This window comes from Rhodococcus sp. NPDC060176 (assembly GCF_042728675.1).
Classification (GTDB): Bacteria; Actinomycetota; Actinomycetes; order Mycobacteriales; family Mycobacteriaceae; genus Rhodococcus_F.
The window spans coordinates 234,413-249,524 of the sequence record NZ_JBHWYS010000005.1 but is presented as its reverse complement, the minus strand read 5'-3'; the positions used below and the strand labels follow the sequence as shown (position 1 = coordinate 249,524).

Annotated in this window: 17 protein-coding genes; 5 read left to right on the top strand and 12 right to left on the bottom strand. The window is 63.4% G+C overall.

Annotated features, from left to right (window positions below):
- Positions 1 to 5: 5 nt before the first annotated feature.
- The 3 genes from ACFWEM_RS23695 to ACFWEM_RS23685 are packed head-to-tail and all read right to left on the bottom strand — an operon-like array spanning position 6 to position 1,622.
- Complete coding sequence (locus ACFWEM_RS23695) at positions 6 to 572, bottom strand: Clp protease N-terminal domain-containing protein (protein ID WP_378537596.1); 567 nt, start codon at positions 570 to 572, stop codon at positions 6 to 8.
- A gap of 5 nt (positions 573 to 577) precedes the next feature.
- A complete protein-coding gene (locus ACFWEM_RS23690) occupies positions 578 to 829 on the bottom strand; it encodes an HTH domain-containing protein (protein WP_230812121.1) in 252 nt (83 codons plus the stop codon).
- A 55-nt stretch (positions 830 to 884) separates the two neighbouring features.
- The gene (locus ACFWEM_RS23685; protein WP_378537594.1) at positions 885 to 1,622 is read right to left on the bottom strand and encodes a lysophospholipid acyltransferase family protein; all 738 of its coding nucleotides are present in this window, start codon (positions 1,620 to 1,622) and stop codon (positions 885 to 887) included.
- A 122-nt stretch (positions 1,623 to 1,744) separates the two neighbouring features.
- Here ACFWEM_RS23685 and ACFWEM_RS23680 point away from each other — a divergent pair, with 122 nt between their 5' ends.
- The gene (locus tag ACFWEM_RS23680; protein WP_378537592.1) at positions 1,745 to 2,398 is read left to right on the top strand and encodes a GNAT family N-acetyltransferase; all 654 of its coding nucleotides are present in this window, start codon (positions 1,745 to 1,747) and stop codon (positions 2,396 to 2,398) included.
- Here the strand turns inward: ACFWEM_RS23680 and ACFWEM_RS23675 are convergent.
- Together ACFWEM_RS23675 and ACFWEM_RS23670 are read right to left on the bottom strand one after the other, a co-directional pair.
- Entirely contained in the window at positions 2,296 to 3,399 is a 1,104-nt protein-coding gene (locus ACFWEM_RS23675; RefSeq protein WP_378537590.1) for a PLP-dependent cysteine synthase family protein, read from the bottom strand. The genes ACFWEM_RS23680 and ACFWEM_RS23675 overlap by 103 nt on opposite strands.
- The gene (locus tag ACFWEM_RS23670; protein ID WP_050656729.1) at positions 3,396 to 3,782 is read right to left on the bottom strand and encodes a DUF4229 domain-containing protein; all 387 of its coding nucleotides are present in this window, start codon (positions 3,780 to 3,782) and stop codon (positions 3,396 to 3,398) included. Before ACFWEM_RS23670 ends, ACFWEM_RS23675 begins: the two co-directional genes overlap by 4 nt.
- Before the next feature lie 272 nt (positions 3,783 to 4,054).
- Between ACFWEM_RS23670 and ACFWEM_RS23665 the strand changes: the two genes are divergently transcribed.
- Both ACFWEM_RS23665 and ACFWEM_RS23660 read left to right on the top strand, forming a co-directional pair.
- On the top strand, positions 4,055 to 4,267 hold the full coding sequence (locus tag ACFWEM_RS23665; protein WP_378537587.1) for a BldC family transcriptional regulator: 213 nt from the start codon (positions 4,055 to 4,057) through the stop codon (positions 4,265 to 4,267).
- A gap of 145 nt (positions 4,268 to 4,412) precedes the next feature.
- Positions 4,413 to 4,619 carry a hypothetical protein gene (locus ACFWEM_RS23660; RefSeq protein WP_378537585.1) on the top strand — a complete coding sequence of 69 codons (207 nt, stop codon included), beginning with the start codon at positions 4,413 to 4,415 and terminating at the stop codon, positions 4,617 to 4,619.
- Positions 4,620 to 4,644: 25 nt separating this feature from the next.
- Here ACFWEM_RS23660 and ACFWEM_RS23655 read toward each other — a convergent pair whose 3' ends face one another.
- From ACFWEM_RS23655 to hemL, 7 genes are all read right to left on the bottom strand, one after another.
- A complete protein-coding gene (locus ACFWEM_RS23655; RefSeq protein WP_378537819.1) occupies positions 4,645 to 5,964 on the bottom strand; it encodes an AAA family ATPase in 1,320 nt (439 codons plus the stop codon).
- A 548-nt stretch (positions 5,965 to 6,512) separates the two neighbouring features.
- Complete coding sequence (gene ccsB / locus ACFWEM_RS23650) at positions 6,513 to 7,475, bottom strand: c-type cytochrome biogenesis protein CcsB (RefSeq protein ID WP_019744351.1); 963 nt, start codon at positions 7,473 to 7,475, stop codon at positions 6,513 to 6,515.
- Positions 7,472 to 9,136 carry a cytochrome c biogenesis protein ResB gene (locus tag ACFWEM_RS23645; protein ID WP_378537581.1) on the bottom strand — a complete coding sequence of 555 codons (1,665 nt, stop codon included), beginning with the start codon at positions 9,134 to 9,136 and terminating at the stop codon, positions 7,472 to 7,474. Before ACFWEM_RS23645 ends, ccsB begins: the two co-directional genes overlap by 4 nt.
- Complete coding sequence (locus ACFWEM_RS23640; RefSeq protein WP_283304941.1) at positions 9,133 to 9,981, bottom strand: cytochrome c biogenesis CcdA family protein; 849 nt, start codon at positions 9,979 to 9,981, stop codon at positions 9,133 to 9,135. Before ACFWEM_RS23640 ends, ACFWEM_RS23645 begins: the two co-directional genes overlap by 4 nt.
- Positions 9,982 to 9,983: 2 nt before the next feature.
- A complete protein-coding gene (locus ACFWEM_RS23635; protein ID WP_378447150.1) occupies positions 9,984 to 10,589 on the bottom strand; it encodes a TlpA disulfide reductase family protein in 606 nt (201 codons plus the stop codon).
- A complete protein-coding gene (locus ACFWEM_RS23630) occupies positions 10,586 to 11,245 on the bottom strand; it encodes a histidine phosphatase family protein (protein WP_378447149.1) in 660 nt (219 codons plus the stop codon). The genes ACFWEM_RS23635 and ACFWEM_RS23630 overlap by 4 nt, the downstream gene beginning before the upstream one ends.
- Before the next feature lie 66 nt (positions 11,246 to 11,311).
- Entirely contained in the window at positions 11,312 to 12,637 is a 1,326-nt protein-coding gene (gene hemL, locus ACFWEM_RS23625; protein WP_378537579.1) for a glutamate-1-semialdehyde 2,1-aminomutase, read from the bottom strand.
- A 110-nt stretch (positions 12,638 to 12,747) separates the two neighbouring features.
- On the opposite strand from hemL, the gene ACFWEM_RS23620 reads away from it, so the two are divergent.
- Both ACFWEM_RS23620 and ACFWEM_RS23615 read left to right on the top strand, forming a co-directional pair.
- The gene (locus ACFWEM_RS23620) at positions 12,748 to 13,095 is read left to right on the top strand and encodes a hypothetical protein (RefSeq protein WP_378537577.1); all 348 of its coding nucleotides are present in this window, start codon (positions 12,748 to 12,750) and stop codon (positions 13,093 to 13,095) included.
- Positions 13,096 to 13,155: 60 nt separating this feature from the next.
- Positions 13,156 to 15,096: an acyl-CoA dehydrogenase gene (locus tag ACFWEM_RS23615; RefSeq protein WP_378537575.1), complete on the top strand. Its 1,941-nt coding sequence runs from the start codon at positions 13,156 to 13,158 to the stop codon at positions 15,094 to 15,096.
- Positions 15,097 to 15,112: the final 16 nt, after the last annotated feature.

The window sequence follows — 15,112 nt, the reverse complement described above, 5'->3', positions numbered from 1 at the left end:
CGAATCTAGGCCGCGCGATTCATCTTCGCTTCCAACCGCTCACGGATCACCGACATCGTGACCTGCGTTTCGAGAGCCTCACGGGTGGGTCCGTCGGCGACACGCAGGATGCCGAGCAGGATGTGTTCGGCGCCGATGCGATTGTCCTTGTGCGCGAGCGCTTCACGGAGCGAGAGTTCCAACACCTTCTTGGAGTCCTTCTCGAATCGTGAACGAGGGAACCCGAATCGGCTCTTGCGGGAAGTGTCGACGCCGTTCGGCACAGGAGTCTCGTCCAGCACACGTTCGCCGAAGGACTGCTCGAGACTCTCCCGAACCGCATCGAGATCGATGCCGATCGACTTGAGTATCTCGGCGTCGTCGTCGAGCTTGTTCGAGCTACCTTCGTTCGACCCGGCGCCGGCGTGGCGGATCACGTCGAGCGTGACACCAGACTCGGCGAGCACCTCGGTGGCGATGCCCCGATCAGAGGTGAGCAACGCGGTCAACAGTTCCATCGGAGTGACAGGACCGGAGCCGGCGACAGCATCGACGACGACTCCCCTCGCCTGCGCGGAGAATCTTTCGAACATGGCACTTACCTGCCCTTCTCGCGCAGTGAACGCAGCATCGATTCCGATTGCGCGGACGCATATTTCTTGTGGACGGCTTGACGGCTGACCTCGAGGGTTTCCGCGATTGCCTGCCAGGACCATCCGTGACGACGCGCATTGGCGACCTGAATGGCCTCGAGTTTTTCGAGTAGACGTCGCAGCGCTCGAACGGCACGCAATCCCTCGGCGGGATCCGGACTGCCGGCGGCAGCGGCAAGAGAGGTTGCTTCGGTCATATTGTCAATTTAGATTGACAATCGAAATCTGTCAACCAAAATTGACACCGCCATGTCAGTACCCGGCGACTGCGCCGTCCACTGCCAACTGCAGGTCAGCCTGCACGGTTCGGGCGATATCCATCGGCTTGTCCGGAAGTTCGGTCACGGGCATCCCGACGAAGACGCTCGCAGCCTTCACGTCGCCGGCCACCGGGCCGTAGTTGATGCCGATCGACACCAGGGCCGGCGAGCATCCCAACTTCTCGGCGCGGGCGACGATGTGGCCGATACCGCTGTTGACATGCTGCAGCCGCGTCGGATCCTCGGTATTGCACGTCCCCTCCGGGAAAATCGCCAGACAATCCCCATTGCCCAGACGCTCGGCCGCGACGTCCATCATCACGCGGCCGGCATCCGAGACAGCGCGAAGGCCGTAGTTCTTGCTGCGAAAAACCGGAATGCTGCCCATCATGTCGACCTTCTTGCGCTGCGAAGGATCAACGAAGAGTTCGTCTTTGGCGAGGACCCTGGTCCGTCCGATCACGCGCCGCAACGGAGTACGCCACGCGGTCGCGGCGAGTGTGAATTGGTCGCTCTCCGTCAGATGATTGACTGCCACGACCAATTGCGTCTTGCGTTCGAGCAGAGTCTTCAGCGCAGCTTCCGCACCCGGCGCGTACTTCACCCGCGGGCGGTACTTCAACGCCAGCGCGGCATAGGCGAGCTTCGCCACAAACCGGTTCTGCTGATGGCTGCGGTAGTACTCGTACACAGCTTCGTAGTTGTCGAGTGAAACTTCAGGATTGCCCATGATCCGCCCTCGCTGGAGAAGTGTCCCTTGGACAAACGATACACAACCTACGGTTGCGTAGGTTTGTGTTTCACATGGCGTAGCGCTGGGAGAAACGCACTTCTCGAGGTAAAACGGTTTCTGTGATCCGCTCGGCCATATCCACCGACCTACCCGCACTGCAACAGATCGAGATCGCCGCGGGCGAACCGTTCCGAGACATCGGGATGGACGCCATCGCAGACGATCCACCGCCGACGCTCGACGAGTTGAACGATTTTCTCGCCGCCGAACACATCTGGGTTCAGACCGACGCAAACGACGTACCCGTTGCGTATGCACTGGTCGAGATCGTGGACGGCGGCGCACATATCGAGCAGGTTTCCGTTCACCCCGATCATGCCCGCAAAGGCCTCGGAGCCCAACTGATCGACGTTGTCACCGAATGGGCGGCGGACCATCACCACGATCTCGTGACTCTGACGACCTTCGTCGACGTTCCGTGGAACGCGCCGTACTACGAGCGACTCGGATTCGTGCGCCTGGCGGAGAACACACTCTCCCCCGGCCTGATCCGCATCAGAATGATCGAGCAGTCATCCGGCCTGGACGCGTGGCCTCGCGTGACAATGAGCCGCCCCGCCCGCGGTCATGTGTCAGCAGTGCAGAAGCGCGCGGCGCAGGAGTATGCGGTTCAGGAGTTGGCGGTCCACGCACCCGAACGAACGAACTCGTCCAGCACTGCTGTGGGGCCGAGCAGGTCTATCCCTTCCGAGGCCACCCATTCGTCGTTGTAGTAGGTGCCCGAGTAGCGCTCTCCGCCGTCGCACAGAAGCGTGACGACGCTGCCGCTGCGTCCGGCGGCCATCATCTCCGCAAGCAACGCAAAAGCTCCCCACAGGTTCGTACCCGTCGAGCCACCCACTTTGCGCCCCAGGGCGGCGCTGGCGTGCCGTGCCGCCGCAATCGAGCCCGCGTCCGGCACCTTGATCATGCGGTCGACCACTTGACCGACAAACGACGGTTCGACGCGCGGACGGCCGATGCCCTCGATCCGGGAGCCCCGAGTACCGACGATCGACGGATCGCTCGCTCGCCACGCGTCGAAGAACACGGAGTGCTCCGGGTCTACGACGCACAGTCCGGTGTCGAATTTCCGGTAGCGAAGGAAGCGGCCGATCGTGGCGCCGGTTCCGCCCGTTCCGGCTCCGACGACCACCCAGTCGGGAATCGGATGTTCCTCGTGCTCGAGCTGAGTGAAGATGGATTCGGCGATGTTGTTGTTTCCGCGCCAGTCCGTCGCACGCTCGGCGTGGGTGAACTGGTCCATGTAGTGACCGTTCAACTCACTCGCGAGCCGATGCGATTCCGAGTAGATCGAAGACGGATCGCTCACGAAATGACAACGTCCACCCTGTGCCTCGATCAACGCGATCTTGGCGGGACTCGTGCTCGCTGGCATCACCGCGACAAAATCCAGACCGAGCAACTTCGCGAAATACGCCTCGCTCACAGCCGTCGAACCGGACGACGCTTCGATGACGGTGGTCTCTTCGGTAACCCAGCCGTTGCAGATCGCGTAGAGGAAAAGCGACCGCGCGAGTCGATGTTTGAGACTTCCCGTGATGTGTGTCGACTCGTCCTTCAGATAGAGCTGGACGGTCCAGTTACTCGGCAGCGGATACCGCAGCAGGTGAGTGTCCGCGCTGCGTTGCGCATCAGCTTCGATCAACCGCACCGCGTTGTCGACCCACTGCCGAGACGTCCGGCGGTCGACGTCGAGCGACTCCGTGGTCACCGGCCGTCTCCACGCAGCTTGGAACGAAGATCGTCACGATCGGACCGCCGCTGGGCGTCGACGGCCGCAATGCCTGCGTTGACACGCTTGCGCAGTTTCGCGAAGAGCAGCAGCGACAGCGGCAAGGCGATCAGCACTGCGAACAGTGCGGCGACAATCAGCGGAACGTCGGTGCCGGCGAGCTTTCCGCCGCCGATGATGAGGGCACCGATCACGACGACAAGCAGCAACCGGGCGACCGAGTACAGCACCACGTCGCGGGCCAGTTGACCCTTGGTCACCGGCCCGGCAGCCGACTTTGCTTGCCCAGAGTTTGCGGAAGGTTTACTGGCCTTGACCGGCTCAGAAGGAACATTTTCGGGGTTTTCAGACAACTGACTCACCCTCTCAGGTTACCCATTCCGAATACCGGTAGCACCGAGCCCGCTATATCCATTTTGTCCTTTACTTAAACATTACTTTGTCTTGAAAGATCGACTACCCGGCTATATCTGTGCAAACATTGCGCTACCACTCAGAAAACGGTCGAATGTAAGCGAAGGACTTCGAAACAAACTCGACGCAGGTTTTCGGCAACTGCTCGACACGCCGGTTCGGTATCACTGTTCAGAGTCACTGTTCGTCAACGTTCGACATCAACATGGAGGACCTCACAATGAGCGCACCAACCTTCAATACCGCCGCAGACGCACTCATGACGCCCGGACAGGTAGCGGCATTGTTTCATGTCGATCCCAAGACCGTGACCCGCTGGGCACACGCAGGACGACTCGGCTCGCTTCGCACACCAGGGGGACATCGTCGATTCCGTGAGGCCGAGGTCATGCAGCTTCTGCGATCGCTGACCACGGAAGCGGACCACAACTGAGCATCCACAGCCCGCAAAGAGAAACACGTACTACCCGACAGATACAGCACTGACGCACTGAGCCTAAACACTTGTCCGCAGCACTTCTGGTGATGCGGGCCGGAGACTGAGTAGGCTCGACCTCAGTTCCCTGAGGAGGTGCGCCGTGTTTTATCTGTTGGCGTTGGTGGGTTTGGTGACATTGATCGTTCTGATGTGGAAGGCATTCGGGCCCGATCCGTCGACGCGCGCCCCGGTGAGCGGCGTGCGCGGACCGGACGACGATCCCGAATTCCTGTGGAATGTGAACCAGCAAACACGACGCAAGCGCACGGAAGGGCCGGACGTACCGCCGACTGACACGTCGACGTAGCGTCCGGGCTTACCCGGCTATCCGATTACCGCCCTGAGAAGCCGTACGGGGAGGCCGGAAAGTCCTGCGCAACCACAGCAGCCAACTCCAGCACCGCTTCCCGAGTACCCGGACGCAACCGGTCCAGATCGATTTCGGCGCCCTCTTCCAAATGCGGGTCGAACGGAATCAACCTCACCGCTCGGCAGCGCTGCTCGAAGTGCTCGACGACGCGCGGCAGATCAACCTTGCCCGAGCGAGGCCGCACCGCGTTGATGACGGCCACGGACGTGGCGACCAGCCTGCTGTAACCGTGAGCGTCGAGCCAATCAAGTGTTGCGGAGGCGCTACGTGCACCGTCGACGGATCCGGAACTGACGACGATCAACGAATCTGCGCCCTCGAGAATGGCCTGCATCGCCGAGTGCATCAAGCCGGTGCCGCAGTCGGTCAGAACTATGCTGTAGAACTTTTCGAGCATGTCGACCGTGCGCGTGTAGTCCACGCCGCTGAATGCCTCCGAGACTGCTGGATCACTGTCGGACGCAAGCACTTCGAGCCGGTGCTGGTTTTGCGATGTATAGCCTCTGACGTCGCTGTACTTCTCGATACTGTTCTCGTCACGCAGCAGGTTACGCACAGTTGCCGGCGTCTCGAGCGGGATCTTCTGACTCAGGGTTCCCCGGTCCGGGTTTGCATCGACTGCGACGACGCGATCGCCGCGAATCGATGCGAACATCGATCCCAGCGTCGCAGTGGTCGTGGTTTTTCCGACGCCACCTTTGAGACTGAGCACCGCAACCTTGTAGCAGCCCTGCAGCGGCTGGTTGATCTGGCGCGTCAACTCGACGACATGCTGATCCTTCGCGCCGTTCCCGAGGTTCACCGATCGGCCGGACATCGTGTACAGCGCTTTGCGCCAGCCACCGGCCGGGGCTGGCCGGACCGGCTTGACGAGAAGCGCTGCCGAGAGGTCTTGCGCCGTCATCGGAAGAGCCGGCTCAGGACGATTGCCGGGAGCGGGGTTGAATCCGGCCTTCTGCATCGGAGGGTGAACCGGTGCCGCCGTCGGCGGAGCAACCGGCATCGCCTGCCCGTTCTGCAGGGTGTGACCGTTCTGCAGCGCTTGACCATTCTGCAGCGCTTGACCGTTCTGCACCGGCGCAGCGCCGGGGTGACCGAACTGCCGAATCACGGGATTGGGCTGATGCATGCCGGGCGAAGAAGGTGCCTGCGGTTGCTGGAGAGGTCTCGCGGTCGGGCTGGGATGGTTCTGAACGGGCTGCGAGTTCTGTGCGGATTGCGGAGCGGCGACTCGTGAATCCGGAACCGACCCTGCACGATTCGCGGGTTCGTAGGTCTGCATCGGCATCGCGGGCGAGGTCGAGAACTGGCCGTTGATGGGGCCTGGCTGTGCTTCCGGGTATTGGATGACCGGAGTTTTAGGGCCTGGCGCAGGCGCCGGCGGAGCTGCCGGCGTCGTAAGCGGCGGCTGGGCGGCGGGTGCACTGGGCGGGTGGGCGGGGGATGCACTGGGCGGGTGGACGGGGGATGCACTGGGCGGGTGGGCGGGGGATGCACTGGGCGCCTGGCCGCCTACTTGCTGGAGCGGACCGGAGTCGACCGGGGCCACGAAGAGACTGCGAACATCGCTGGGAACCGAGTCGGATGACGGATCCGGCGCGGACGCGCGCGGCTCGCGCCGCGTCGGCTCGGCAGGACGCACCGGCTCCCACAATCCTGCTCCGGCGTCTTCAATCTTGTCGGCCATCTCGCCGTTCCCCCTCGTCGATCCCCACAGCTACCAGGCAGCTAGTTATTCACCGAGCTGCATCGTAGCTGGTGCCGCCCCTGACCTACCTACCGGTAATACCTACAGACCGGTCGGCAGCCACCCACGGTACCTCGAGAGGATCAGTTGAGTCCCGCGTAGGAGTGCAAGCCGGAGACGACCATGTTGATGATGAAGAGATTGAACAGCATCGCAACGAAACCGGCGATGTTGATCCAAGCAGCCTTCGTCTCCCGCCACCCGGACGTTGCCCTCGCATGCAGGTAGGCCGCGTAGATCACCCAGGCGATGAAGGACATCGTCTCCTTCGGATCCCAACCCCAGAAGCGTCCCCACGCAGCTTCCGCCCAGATGGCACCGAGGATTACGCCTGCGCCGAACAGCGGAAACGCGATGATCGTGCTCTTGTATGCCAAGCGGTCGAGAGTCTGGGCGTCCGGCAGTCGCTCTGCGATCCGGCCGCCGATGCTCGTGCCCTCGTCACCGGGCGGGAACTTCAGTCGCAGCAGGAACAGGAGGCTCGCGATACCGCCGATCATGAAGATGCCGGAGCCGACGCTGACGATCGTCACGTGAATCGGAAGCCAGTACGAGCGCAGCGCCGGAACCACGGGGGCCGCGTCGGCGTAGAGAACCGTGCCGGCGAGGAACATCAGAATCAGAACGGGAACCAGCAGGAAGACCCACATCGGACGGTAAGCCGGCTTGATCAAGAGGACGTGCCCGACCAGCAACGACGCCGCACACGCCATCGCCACGAATTCGTACATGTTGCCGAGCGGGAATCGTTCCGTCGCAAATCCGCGGAGCACGATCGACGCGATGATCAGAACCGTTCCGACGACCAGGACAGCCCGGCCCATTCCGCCGAATCGCTCCGAGAGCGACTTGGTCGGAGTCTCCGCGACCCTGCCAGGCACGGAAGCGTCGACTCCACCGGCCGAGACCAGTTCCTTGTCCTGAACCGCCTTGGCTCTGGCCGACGCGTACTGCACGATGAGCAGCACAAACGCCAGAACGAGCACGGTGAAGGCGGACTTGAAGGCCCAGTCGCTGTACTGCGCGAGTGTCTCGTTGGTTGTCATCGGGCGTTCTCCTGCGCGTGCGGTTCGGTCACCGCGGTGGTCGGATTGCTTTTCAGCAAGCGGTCGGCGAGGCGGTCGAACTCGTCGCCCCAGCCTGCGTGGTCGGTGCGGGCAAGCCCACCAAGTTCTACTACAGTACGTCGTTCGTCATCTGGATAGATACGCGCCCAGACGCGGCGACGCTTGATCACGAGCGAGACGAGCAGACCCGCCATCATCGTCAACGCCGAAACCAACACCCATACCTGAGCGGGATCATGGGAGACCTGAAGGTTCACGAAGTCGACGGCACCGTCGAATCGCACCTGGGTTCCGTCGGCAAGCGTCGCGCTCTCCCCCGGGAAAAGGTTGACCCGGTCCTGCTTGAGCAGTCGACCCTGATTGATCAGTTCGGTGTTGAGTTCGAACAGCGATTGCGGGTTACCGGTATCGAGTCCGGTGTCGCCCTTGTAGATGTCGATCGCGACGGCCGGATCGTTCATCGCCGGGTAACTCGACGACAGAAGGTTGCCGTGGAACAGCGCGGTGGGCGCGAACAATCCTTCGATGGCAATCTGATTCTTCCGACGCTCGTCCGCATCCGGATACATACCGCCCGGCGGGTCGAAACGCATCGCGCCACTGCTCAGGAACGTCGTGGCGTCGTCCGGACGCCACTGAAGCGTCTCGGTGCGGGTCTCGCCGTTCGGGAACGTGACGGTGAAGGTCGGCGCGTATCCGTGTCCCTGCAGGTACACACGATCGCCGGCGATCCGCAGCGGGTGGTTCACCTGGATGGTCGTGTCCCGCCAGGTATCGGACTCGAGGTCGTCGCCTGCCTGGTACGAGATGTCCGAGGTGAACATCTCGGCCTGACCGGTCTCGAGGTAGTCGGCCTGGAAGTTCTTCACACGGACACACAGCGGAGTCATGCCGGTGCCGTCGAGGCTCAGGCCCGCGACGAACGAGTCGAACACCGCCGGTGACGTAGTGCAGAACCCGGGGCCGTCGTTGGCGATGACGATGCGATTGCCTTCGTAGCCGAACAACTTGCCCGCGGCGATCGCGATCAGCAGTCCGACCAGCGACAGGTGGAACATGAGGTTGCCGAATTCGCGGAGATATCCCTTCTCCGCCGAGATGGTGATCTCGCCTTCGCGTCGTGATTTCGTATCGCCGCGACGCGTTTCGACGCGCCAACCACGCAGTTCTTTCGACACACGGGCGGCAAGTTCGTCGGGAGTCTCGCCGTCCACGACGCTCGTGGTGTGGTGCGGCAGACGAGCGAGGTTACGCGGCGCATTAACGGGACGGGTGCGCAGTGCCTTTGCGTGCTCCACACAACGCGGCAGGATGCAGCCGACCAGCGAGATGAAGAGCAATGCGTAGATCGCGGTGAACCAGAAGCTGCTGAACACGTCGAACAGTTCGAGGCGGTCCATCCACGGGCCGAGAGTCGGACGCGCGGCGATGTAGTCGGCGACCTTGCCCTCGTTGAGGGTTCGCTGAGGCAGCAGGGCACCGGGGATCGCAGCGAGTGCGAGGAGGAACAGCAGAACCAGCGCGGTCCGCATCGAGGTGAGCCCGCGCCAGGTGTTGCGCCCGAGTGCAACGACTCGACCGATCACCGACTGCTTCGGCAGCACGGGTGTCGGGTTGTCGTTATTGTCGTCAGCTGTCATATCGGCAGCGTCACCTCCGAGATAAATGCGTCGCGAACCCAGCCGACGAACTGGTCCCACGCGCCCGTGACGAGGGCGATTCCCACTGCCACCAACATGATTCCGCCGAAAATTTGAATGGTGCGTGCATTACGACGCAACCAGCCGACGCCGGTCAGCGCACGTGCCGACCCCAGCGCCAGAAAGATGAACGGCAGCCCGAGTCCGATGCAGTACGCGACGATCAACGTGACACCGCGCGCGGCGGTCATCCCGTCGGTTCCCGCGGCTACGGACATCACGCCTGCCAATGTCGGTCCGAGGCATGGCGTCCACCCCAGCGCGAACACTCCCCCGAGTAGCGGCGCCCCCACCAGCGACGACACACGACGCGGTTCGAAGCGGACGTCTTTCTGCAGCGCCGGGATCAGTCCGATGAACACCAGGCCCATCGCGATCGTGACCACACCGCCCACGCGCATCAGGACCTCGCGGTTGACGAGCAGAGTCGAGATAACGCCGAACACCGACGCGGTGGCGAGAACGAAGACGACGGTGAAGCCGGCGACGAACAGTCCGGCCGCACCGGCGACCCTCAGGCGACTGCTCCGGGTGATCGTCCGGGTCCTCGCCTCGTCGGCGGTGATCGCGGGTGCGTCGGCGCCGACGACGCCGGCGAGGTAGGAAAGGTAGCCGGGAACGAGCGGCACGACGCACGGTGAAGCGAACGACACCAGACCGGCGAGGACGCAGGCACCGAGGGCCAGCAGCAGCGGACCGGACGACGCCGCGTTCTGAAATGCTTCGCCCACACCGGCACTCAGTGTTTCGCTGCCGGCCAGCAGCGTGGTGGTCGTGGTTGTCATGTCTACTGCGCGTCTTCCTGAGCTACCCGCTGGACGACGGGCAGCAAATCCTCGGCGAGAAGTTCTTGGAGAAATACCGCGGCGACGCGATGCTGGCGATCAAGGACGATCGTCGTCGGAATGACCGACGTGGGGTAGCCCTTGCCGAGGGCGATCAGCGAGCGCATCGACGGGTCGTAGATCGACGGGTACGAGACCTTGTTGTCGACCACGAAGTCCTGCGCCTTGTTCTTGGTGTCGTCGCGGACGTTGATACCGAGGAACTGCACGCCGGAATCCTTGGTCTGCTCGTAGACCTGTTCCAGATCGTCGGCTTCGGCCCGGCACGGTCCACACCACTGACCCCAGACGTTGAGGACGACGACCTTGCCCTCGAAGTCGTCGACGCCGACCTTCTGGCCTTCGTTCATCAGGTCGGGCCCGGAGAGGTTGCCGATGGTGCCTCGGTCGGACGGCGGATCGTAGAAGATCTTGGTCTGTCCGCCCGGTGAGACGAAGTCGAAAGTTCCGCCCTGTGCGACGGCGTCGTCGCCGGTCGCGCAGGACGAGAGAAGGAGCATCGCGGATGCAGCGGCTGCCAGTGCTGCGGCGATGCGGCGCGAAATCATGCGCCTGTCACTCTCGGGTCGGAGGCGCCGGCGGGTTCGGAGTAGACGATGTCGACCAGTGTGTCGCCCTCGTAGACCAGTGACGTCAACGAGGCCAGACCGCACTGACGGTGACGGGGGTCGTGCCAGAGACGCTCACCCTGCAGGAATCGACGCAGAGTCCAGACCGGAAGCTGATGGCTGACGACGACGGCTTCGTGTCCGACTGCCGCGACGCGTGCGGCGTTGACGGCTGCCAGCATGCGATGTGCGATCTGCAAGTAGGGCTCGCCCCAGGACGGGGTGAACGGGTCACGCAGTTTCCACCAGTGACGCGGACGCGAGAGCGCACCGTCCCCGACAGCTACCTTGAGGCCCTCGAATTCGTTGCCCGCCTCGATGAGGTTCTCGTCGGTGACGATGTCGAGCTTGTGCGCCTCGGCGATCGGAGTCGCGGTTTCCTGTGCGCGCTGAAGCGGCGACGCGACCACGTGGGTGATGTCGTGATCGGAAAGCACGGATGCGACCGCACGAGCCTGGGCCTCGCCCGCCACCGACAACCGGAAACCCGGGAGCCGTCCGTAGAGGATCCCGCGCGGGTTGTGAACTTCACCGTGGCGAAGGACGTGGACGATGGTGCGGGTGGACGTGTGGTCGGGGTGATCGGCGTCGGTCACAGTCGAGGGTCCTCGCTGAAGGTGATGGATGTCGGAAGCGTGCGGGTGTTCTGGAACTGGAACGGATCAGGGCTTGACGGAAGCAGCTGCGGCCTTGGCTGCATGAGGCATGGCGTCGGCGATGATCGAGAATGCTCGATCGTCGAGTGCTGCGGAGACGAACCACGCTTCGAACGCGCTCGGCGGCGGGTACACGCCGCGGGAGAGCAGCGCATGGAAGAAGGCGGGGAATCGCCAGGTCTGCGCGGCTTTGGCTTCGTCGTAGTTGGTCACCGTGTTCTCCGTGAAGAACACGCTCACCAAGGTGCCTGCGTACTGCACACGGTGTTCGACGCCTTCGGCGGTGAGGGCTTGGGTCATGAGGTCGCCGAGGGCGGTCGCGTGCCGGCCGAGCTTGGCGTACACCTCGGCGTCGGCGGCGCGCAGGCTCGCGAGTCCGGCGGCAACGGCTACGGGGTTACCCGAGAGGGTGCCTGCCTGGTAGACGGGACCGTCGGGTGCGAGGTGGCCCATGATGTCGGCGCGGCCGCCGAAGGCTGCGGCGGGCAGGCCCCCGCTCATGACCTTGCCGAAGGTGTAGAGGTCGCCGGCGACGTTGTCGATGCCGTACCAACCCGAGGCGCTGACGCGGAATCCGGTCATCACCTCGTCCATGATCAGGAGTGCGCCGTGCTCACGGGTGAGACGACGCAGGCCCTCGTTGAAGCCGGGGAGCGGCGCGACGGCGCCCATGTTTCCAGCGGCAGCTTCGGTGATGACGCACGCGATGGCGCCGGGGTTGGCGGCGAACGCCGCGGCCACTGCGTCGAGATCGTTGTAGCGGACGACGATGGTGTCTTCGGCTTGCGCACCGGTCACACCGGGCGAGGTCGGCAGTCCGAACGTCGCGAGGCCTGATCCGGCGTCGGCGAGAAGGGCGTCGACGTGGCCGTGATAGCAACCGGAGAACTTGATGATCTTGGTGCGTCCGGTGAATCCGCGGGCGAGGCGGACTGCGCTCATCGTGGCTTCGGTTCCGGAGTTGACCAGGCGAACCTTTTCCACGGGCGCGACGCGGGCGACGATTTCCTCGGCGAGGGCAACTTCGCCTTCCGTCGGCGCACCGAAGGAGAGACCGCCGAGCGCGGCTTCGCGAACGGCTTCGACGACTGCCGGGTGAGCGTGCCCGAGAATCATCGGACCCCAGGACGACACCAGGTCGACGTAGTTGTTCCCGTCGACGTCGGTGAGGGTGTAACCGGACGCCTCGCGGATGAATCGCGGTGTTCCGCCGACCGAACCGAACGCACGGACGGGCGAGTTGACGCCACCCGGAATCACGTTGCCGGCACGTTCGAAGAGCCGAGCGGAGTTCGTTGCATGCACGTCGGGATCACCGGAAGACACAGTCACGGCTTCCAGTGTCCCAGTTCTGTCGAATCTGACAACGACAGGGTGTAGGACTTCGGTGCTCGAGGCGAGTTTTCCGGTCGAACCGGACCTCACGTGAGACGATTTCGGGCATGAAGCGACTGTTGACGACGCTGATGGTCTCAGCTGCGATTCTTCTCACATCATGTGGTTCGGACGCTTCCGATGACGACAAGGCGACAATTTCGTCGCAATCGAGCGCCACCGATTCGGCTCGAACCACCGCGGCGGCGAGCACTGATCCCGCGTTTCTCGGCGGGTGTTCGGCCGTGTCCGTCTACGTTCAGCAGCGTGTTCAGAGCGGCGACACGTCGACTCGGGCGGCGGGAGCCGACTTCCTGAAGATCGTCGAGAACGACCCTTCGTACCAGGCTATGTCCGAGAGCGAGAAGGAACTCTTCCGTCAGGGAATCGAAGCGGGCGCCGCAGGCTCCTGCTGAATGCGAGGGTTGAGATCGAACCGGGTTGCCCGCGGTGCGCTACGCGCTATCGTCGGTTCCATGGCCACCACAGCGGACCACCTCAGGACAACACTCGACGGACGCTGGCGGGAGGTGCGTGAGCGCGTTCGCGGCGAATTGAACGACGAACGTTTTGCTCCGCACTACACACCCAACACCGCCATAGCGCGTTCCAAGGCTCTCGAACAGATGCGGGTTCTCGCCGATCTCGGCTACGCCGCAAACGGTTTCGCGGTATCTCACGGCGGAACGGGCGACGCGGGCGGCGCCGTCACCAGCATCGAGATGCTGGCGATGTCCGACCTCTCGCTGATGGTCAAGGCGGGCGTCCAGTGGGGATTGTTCGGCGGCGCCATCGAAAACCTCGGTACCGAGCGTCATCACCAGGCGTACGTCAAACCGCTGATCGATCTGGACCTACTCGGTTGCTTCGCGATGACCGAGACCGGCCACGGCAGCGACGTACAAGAACTCGAAACCACCGCAACCTACGACGTCGAGACGGGCGAGTTCGTCGTCAACTCCCCCACTCCGTCCTCGCGCAAGGACTACATCGGCGGCGCGGCCCAGCACGCCACCGTCGCGGCGGTGTTCGCTCAGTTGATCACCGGTGGCGAAAGCCAGGGCGTCCACTGTTTTGTCGTGCCGATTCGTGACGACGCCGGCAACGACCTTCCCGGCGTCACGACGTCCGACTGCGGACTCAAGGGCGGACTACCCGGAGTCGACAACGGCCGCATCGTCTTCGACCAGGTCCGCATCCCGCGTGAGAATCTACTCAACCGTTACGCCGACGTCGCCGAGGACGGCACGTACAGTTCGGCTATCGAAAACCCGAACCGTCGTTTCTTCACGATGGTCGGCACACTGGTTCGTGGACGTGTCACGGTCGGTGGTTCGGCAGCAGCGGCCGCCCGCGTGGGATTGGCCATTGCCGGTCGATATGCCCTGCAGCGCAGGCAGTTCAGCGCCCCGAAGAGCGACGACGAGGTTCTGATCATGGACTACCTCGTCCACCAGAAGCGTCTGCTGCCGTTGATCGCCCGCTCGTACGCTCTGCAGTTCGCACAGAACGAACTTGTTGCCGCGATGCACGACATCCAGAGCAGCGACAACCCGGATCCGCAGGAGCAGCGCGAACTCGAAGGTCGCGCCGCCGGACTCAAGGCCGCAAACACGTGGCATGCCACGCGGGCCATCCAGGAGGCACGCGAAGCGTGCGGCGGCGCAGGCTATCTCGCGGAGAACCGTCTCACCGCGCTCAAGGCGGACACCGACGTGTTCACCACGTTCGAGGGCGACAACCACGTTCTGACGCAGTTGGTCGCCAAGGAACTGCTCACCTCCTACGCCGACGAAGTACGCGGCATGAGCCCGGTCGACTGGATGCGCTTCGCCGCTACGACGGTCTCCGACGTGGTCAAGAAGCGCACGGCGGCGCAGCAGATTCTGCAGACGATCGTCGACACCCGCCAGGACAACGAAGAGGACGGCAGCCTCTTCAACCGCGGCACCCAGATGAAGATGTTCGAGGACCGCGAGGAGTACCTACTCGCCACTGCGGCAAGGCGATTGCAGGCCGCACAGAAGCGCGAGGAGAACCCCTTCGACGCGTTCAACTTCGTCCAGGATCACGTGCTCAAAGCCGCTCAGGCACACATCGAGCGTGTCATCCTGGAAGCATTCGTCGCCGGTATCGACTCCTGTGAGGACGAGACCACGAAGGAACTCTTCGGCGAGGTGTGCGACCTCTATGCACTGTCCGTCATCGAGGAGGACAAGGCCTGGTTCATGGAGCACCGGCATCTGTCGGTGGAGCGTTCGAAGGCCGTGACGCGCGGAATCAACGAGCGTTGCCGCACCCTGCGTCCGCACGTCGAGACACTGATCGACGGGTTCGGCATTCCGGACATCCTGCTGGGGTCGGCGATGCTCGACGGACCGGGTACGGACGCGGTACGGCTGAAGCAGACGGTCTGAAGTAGATGGTCGGGTG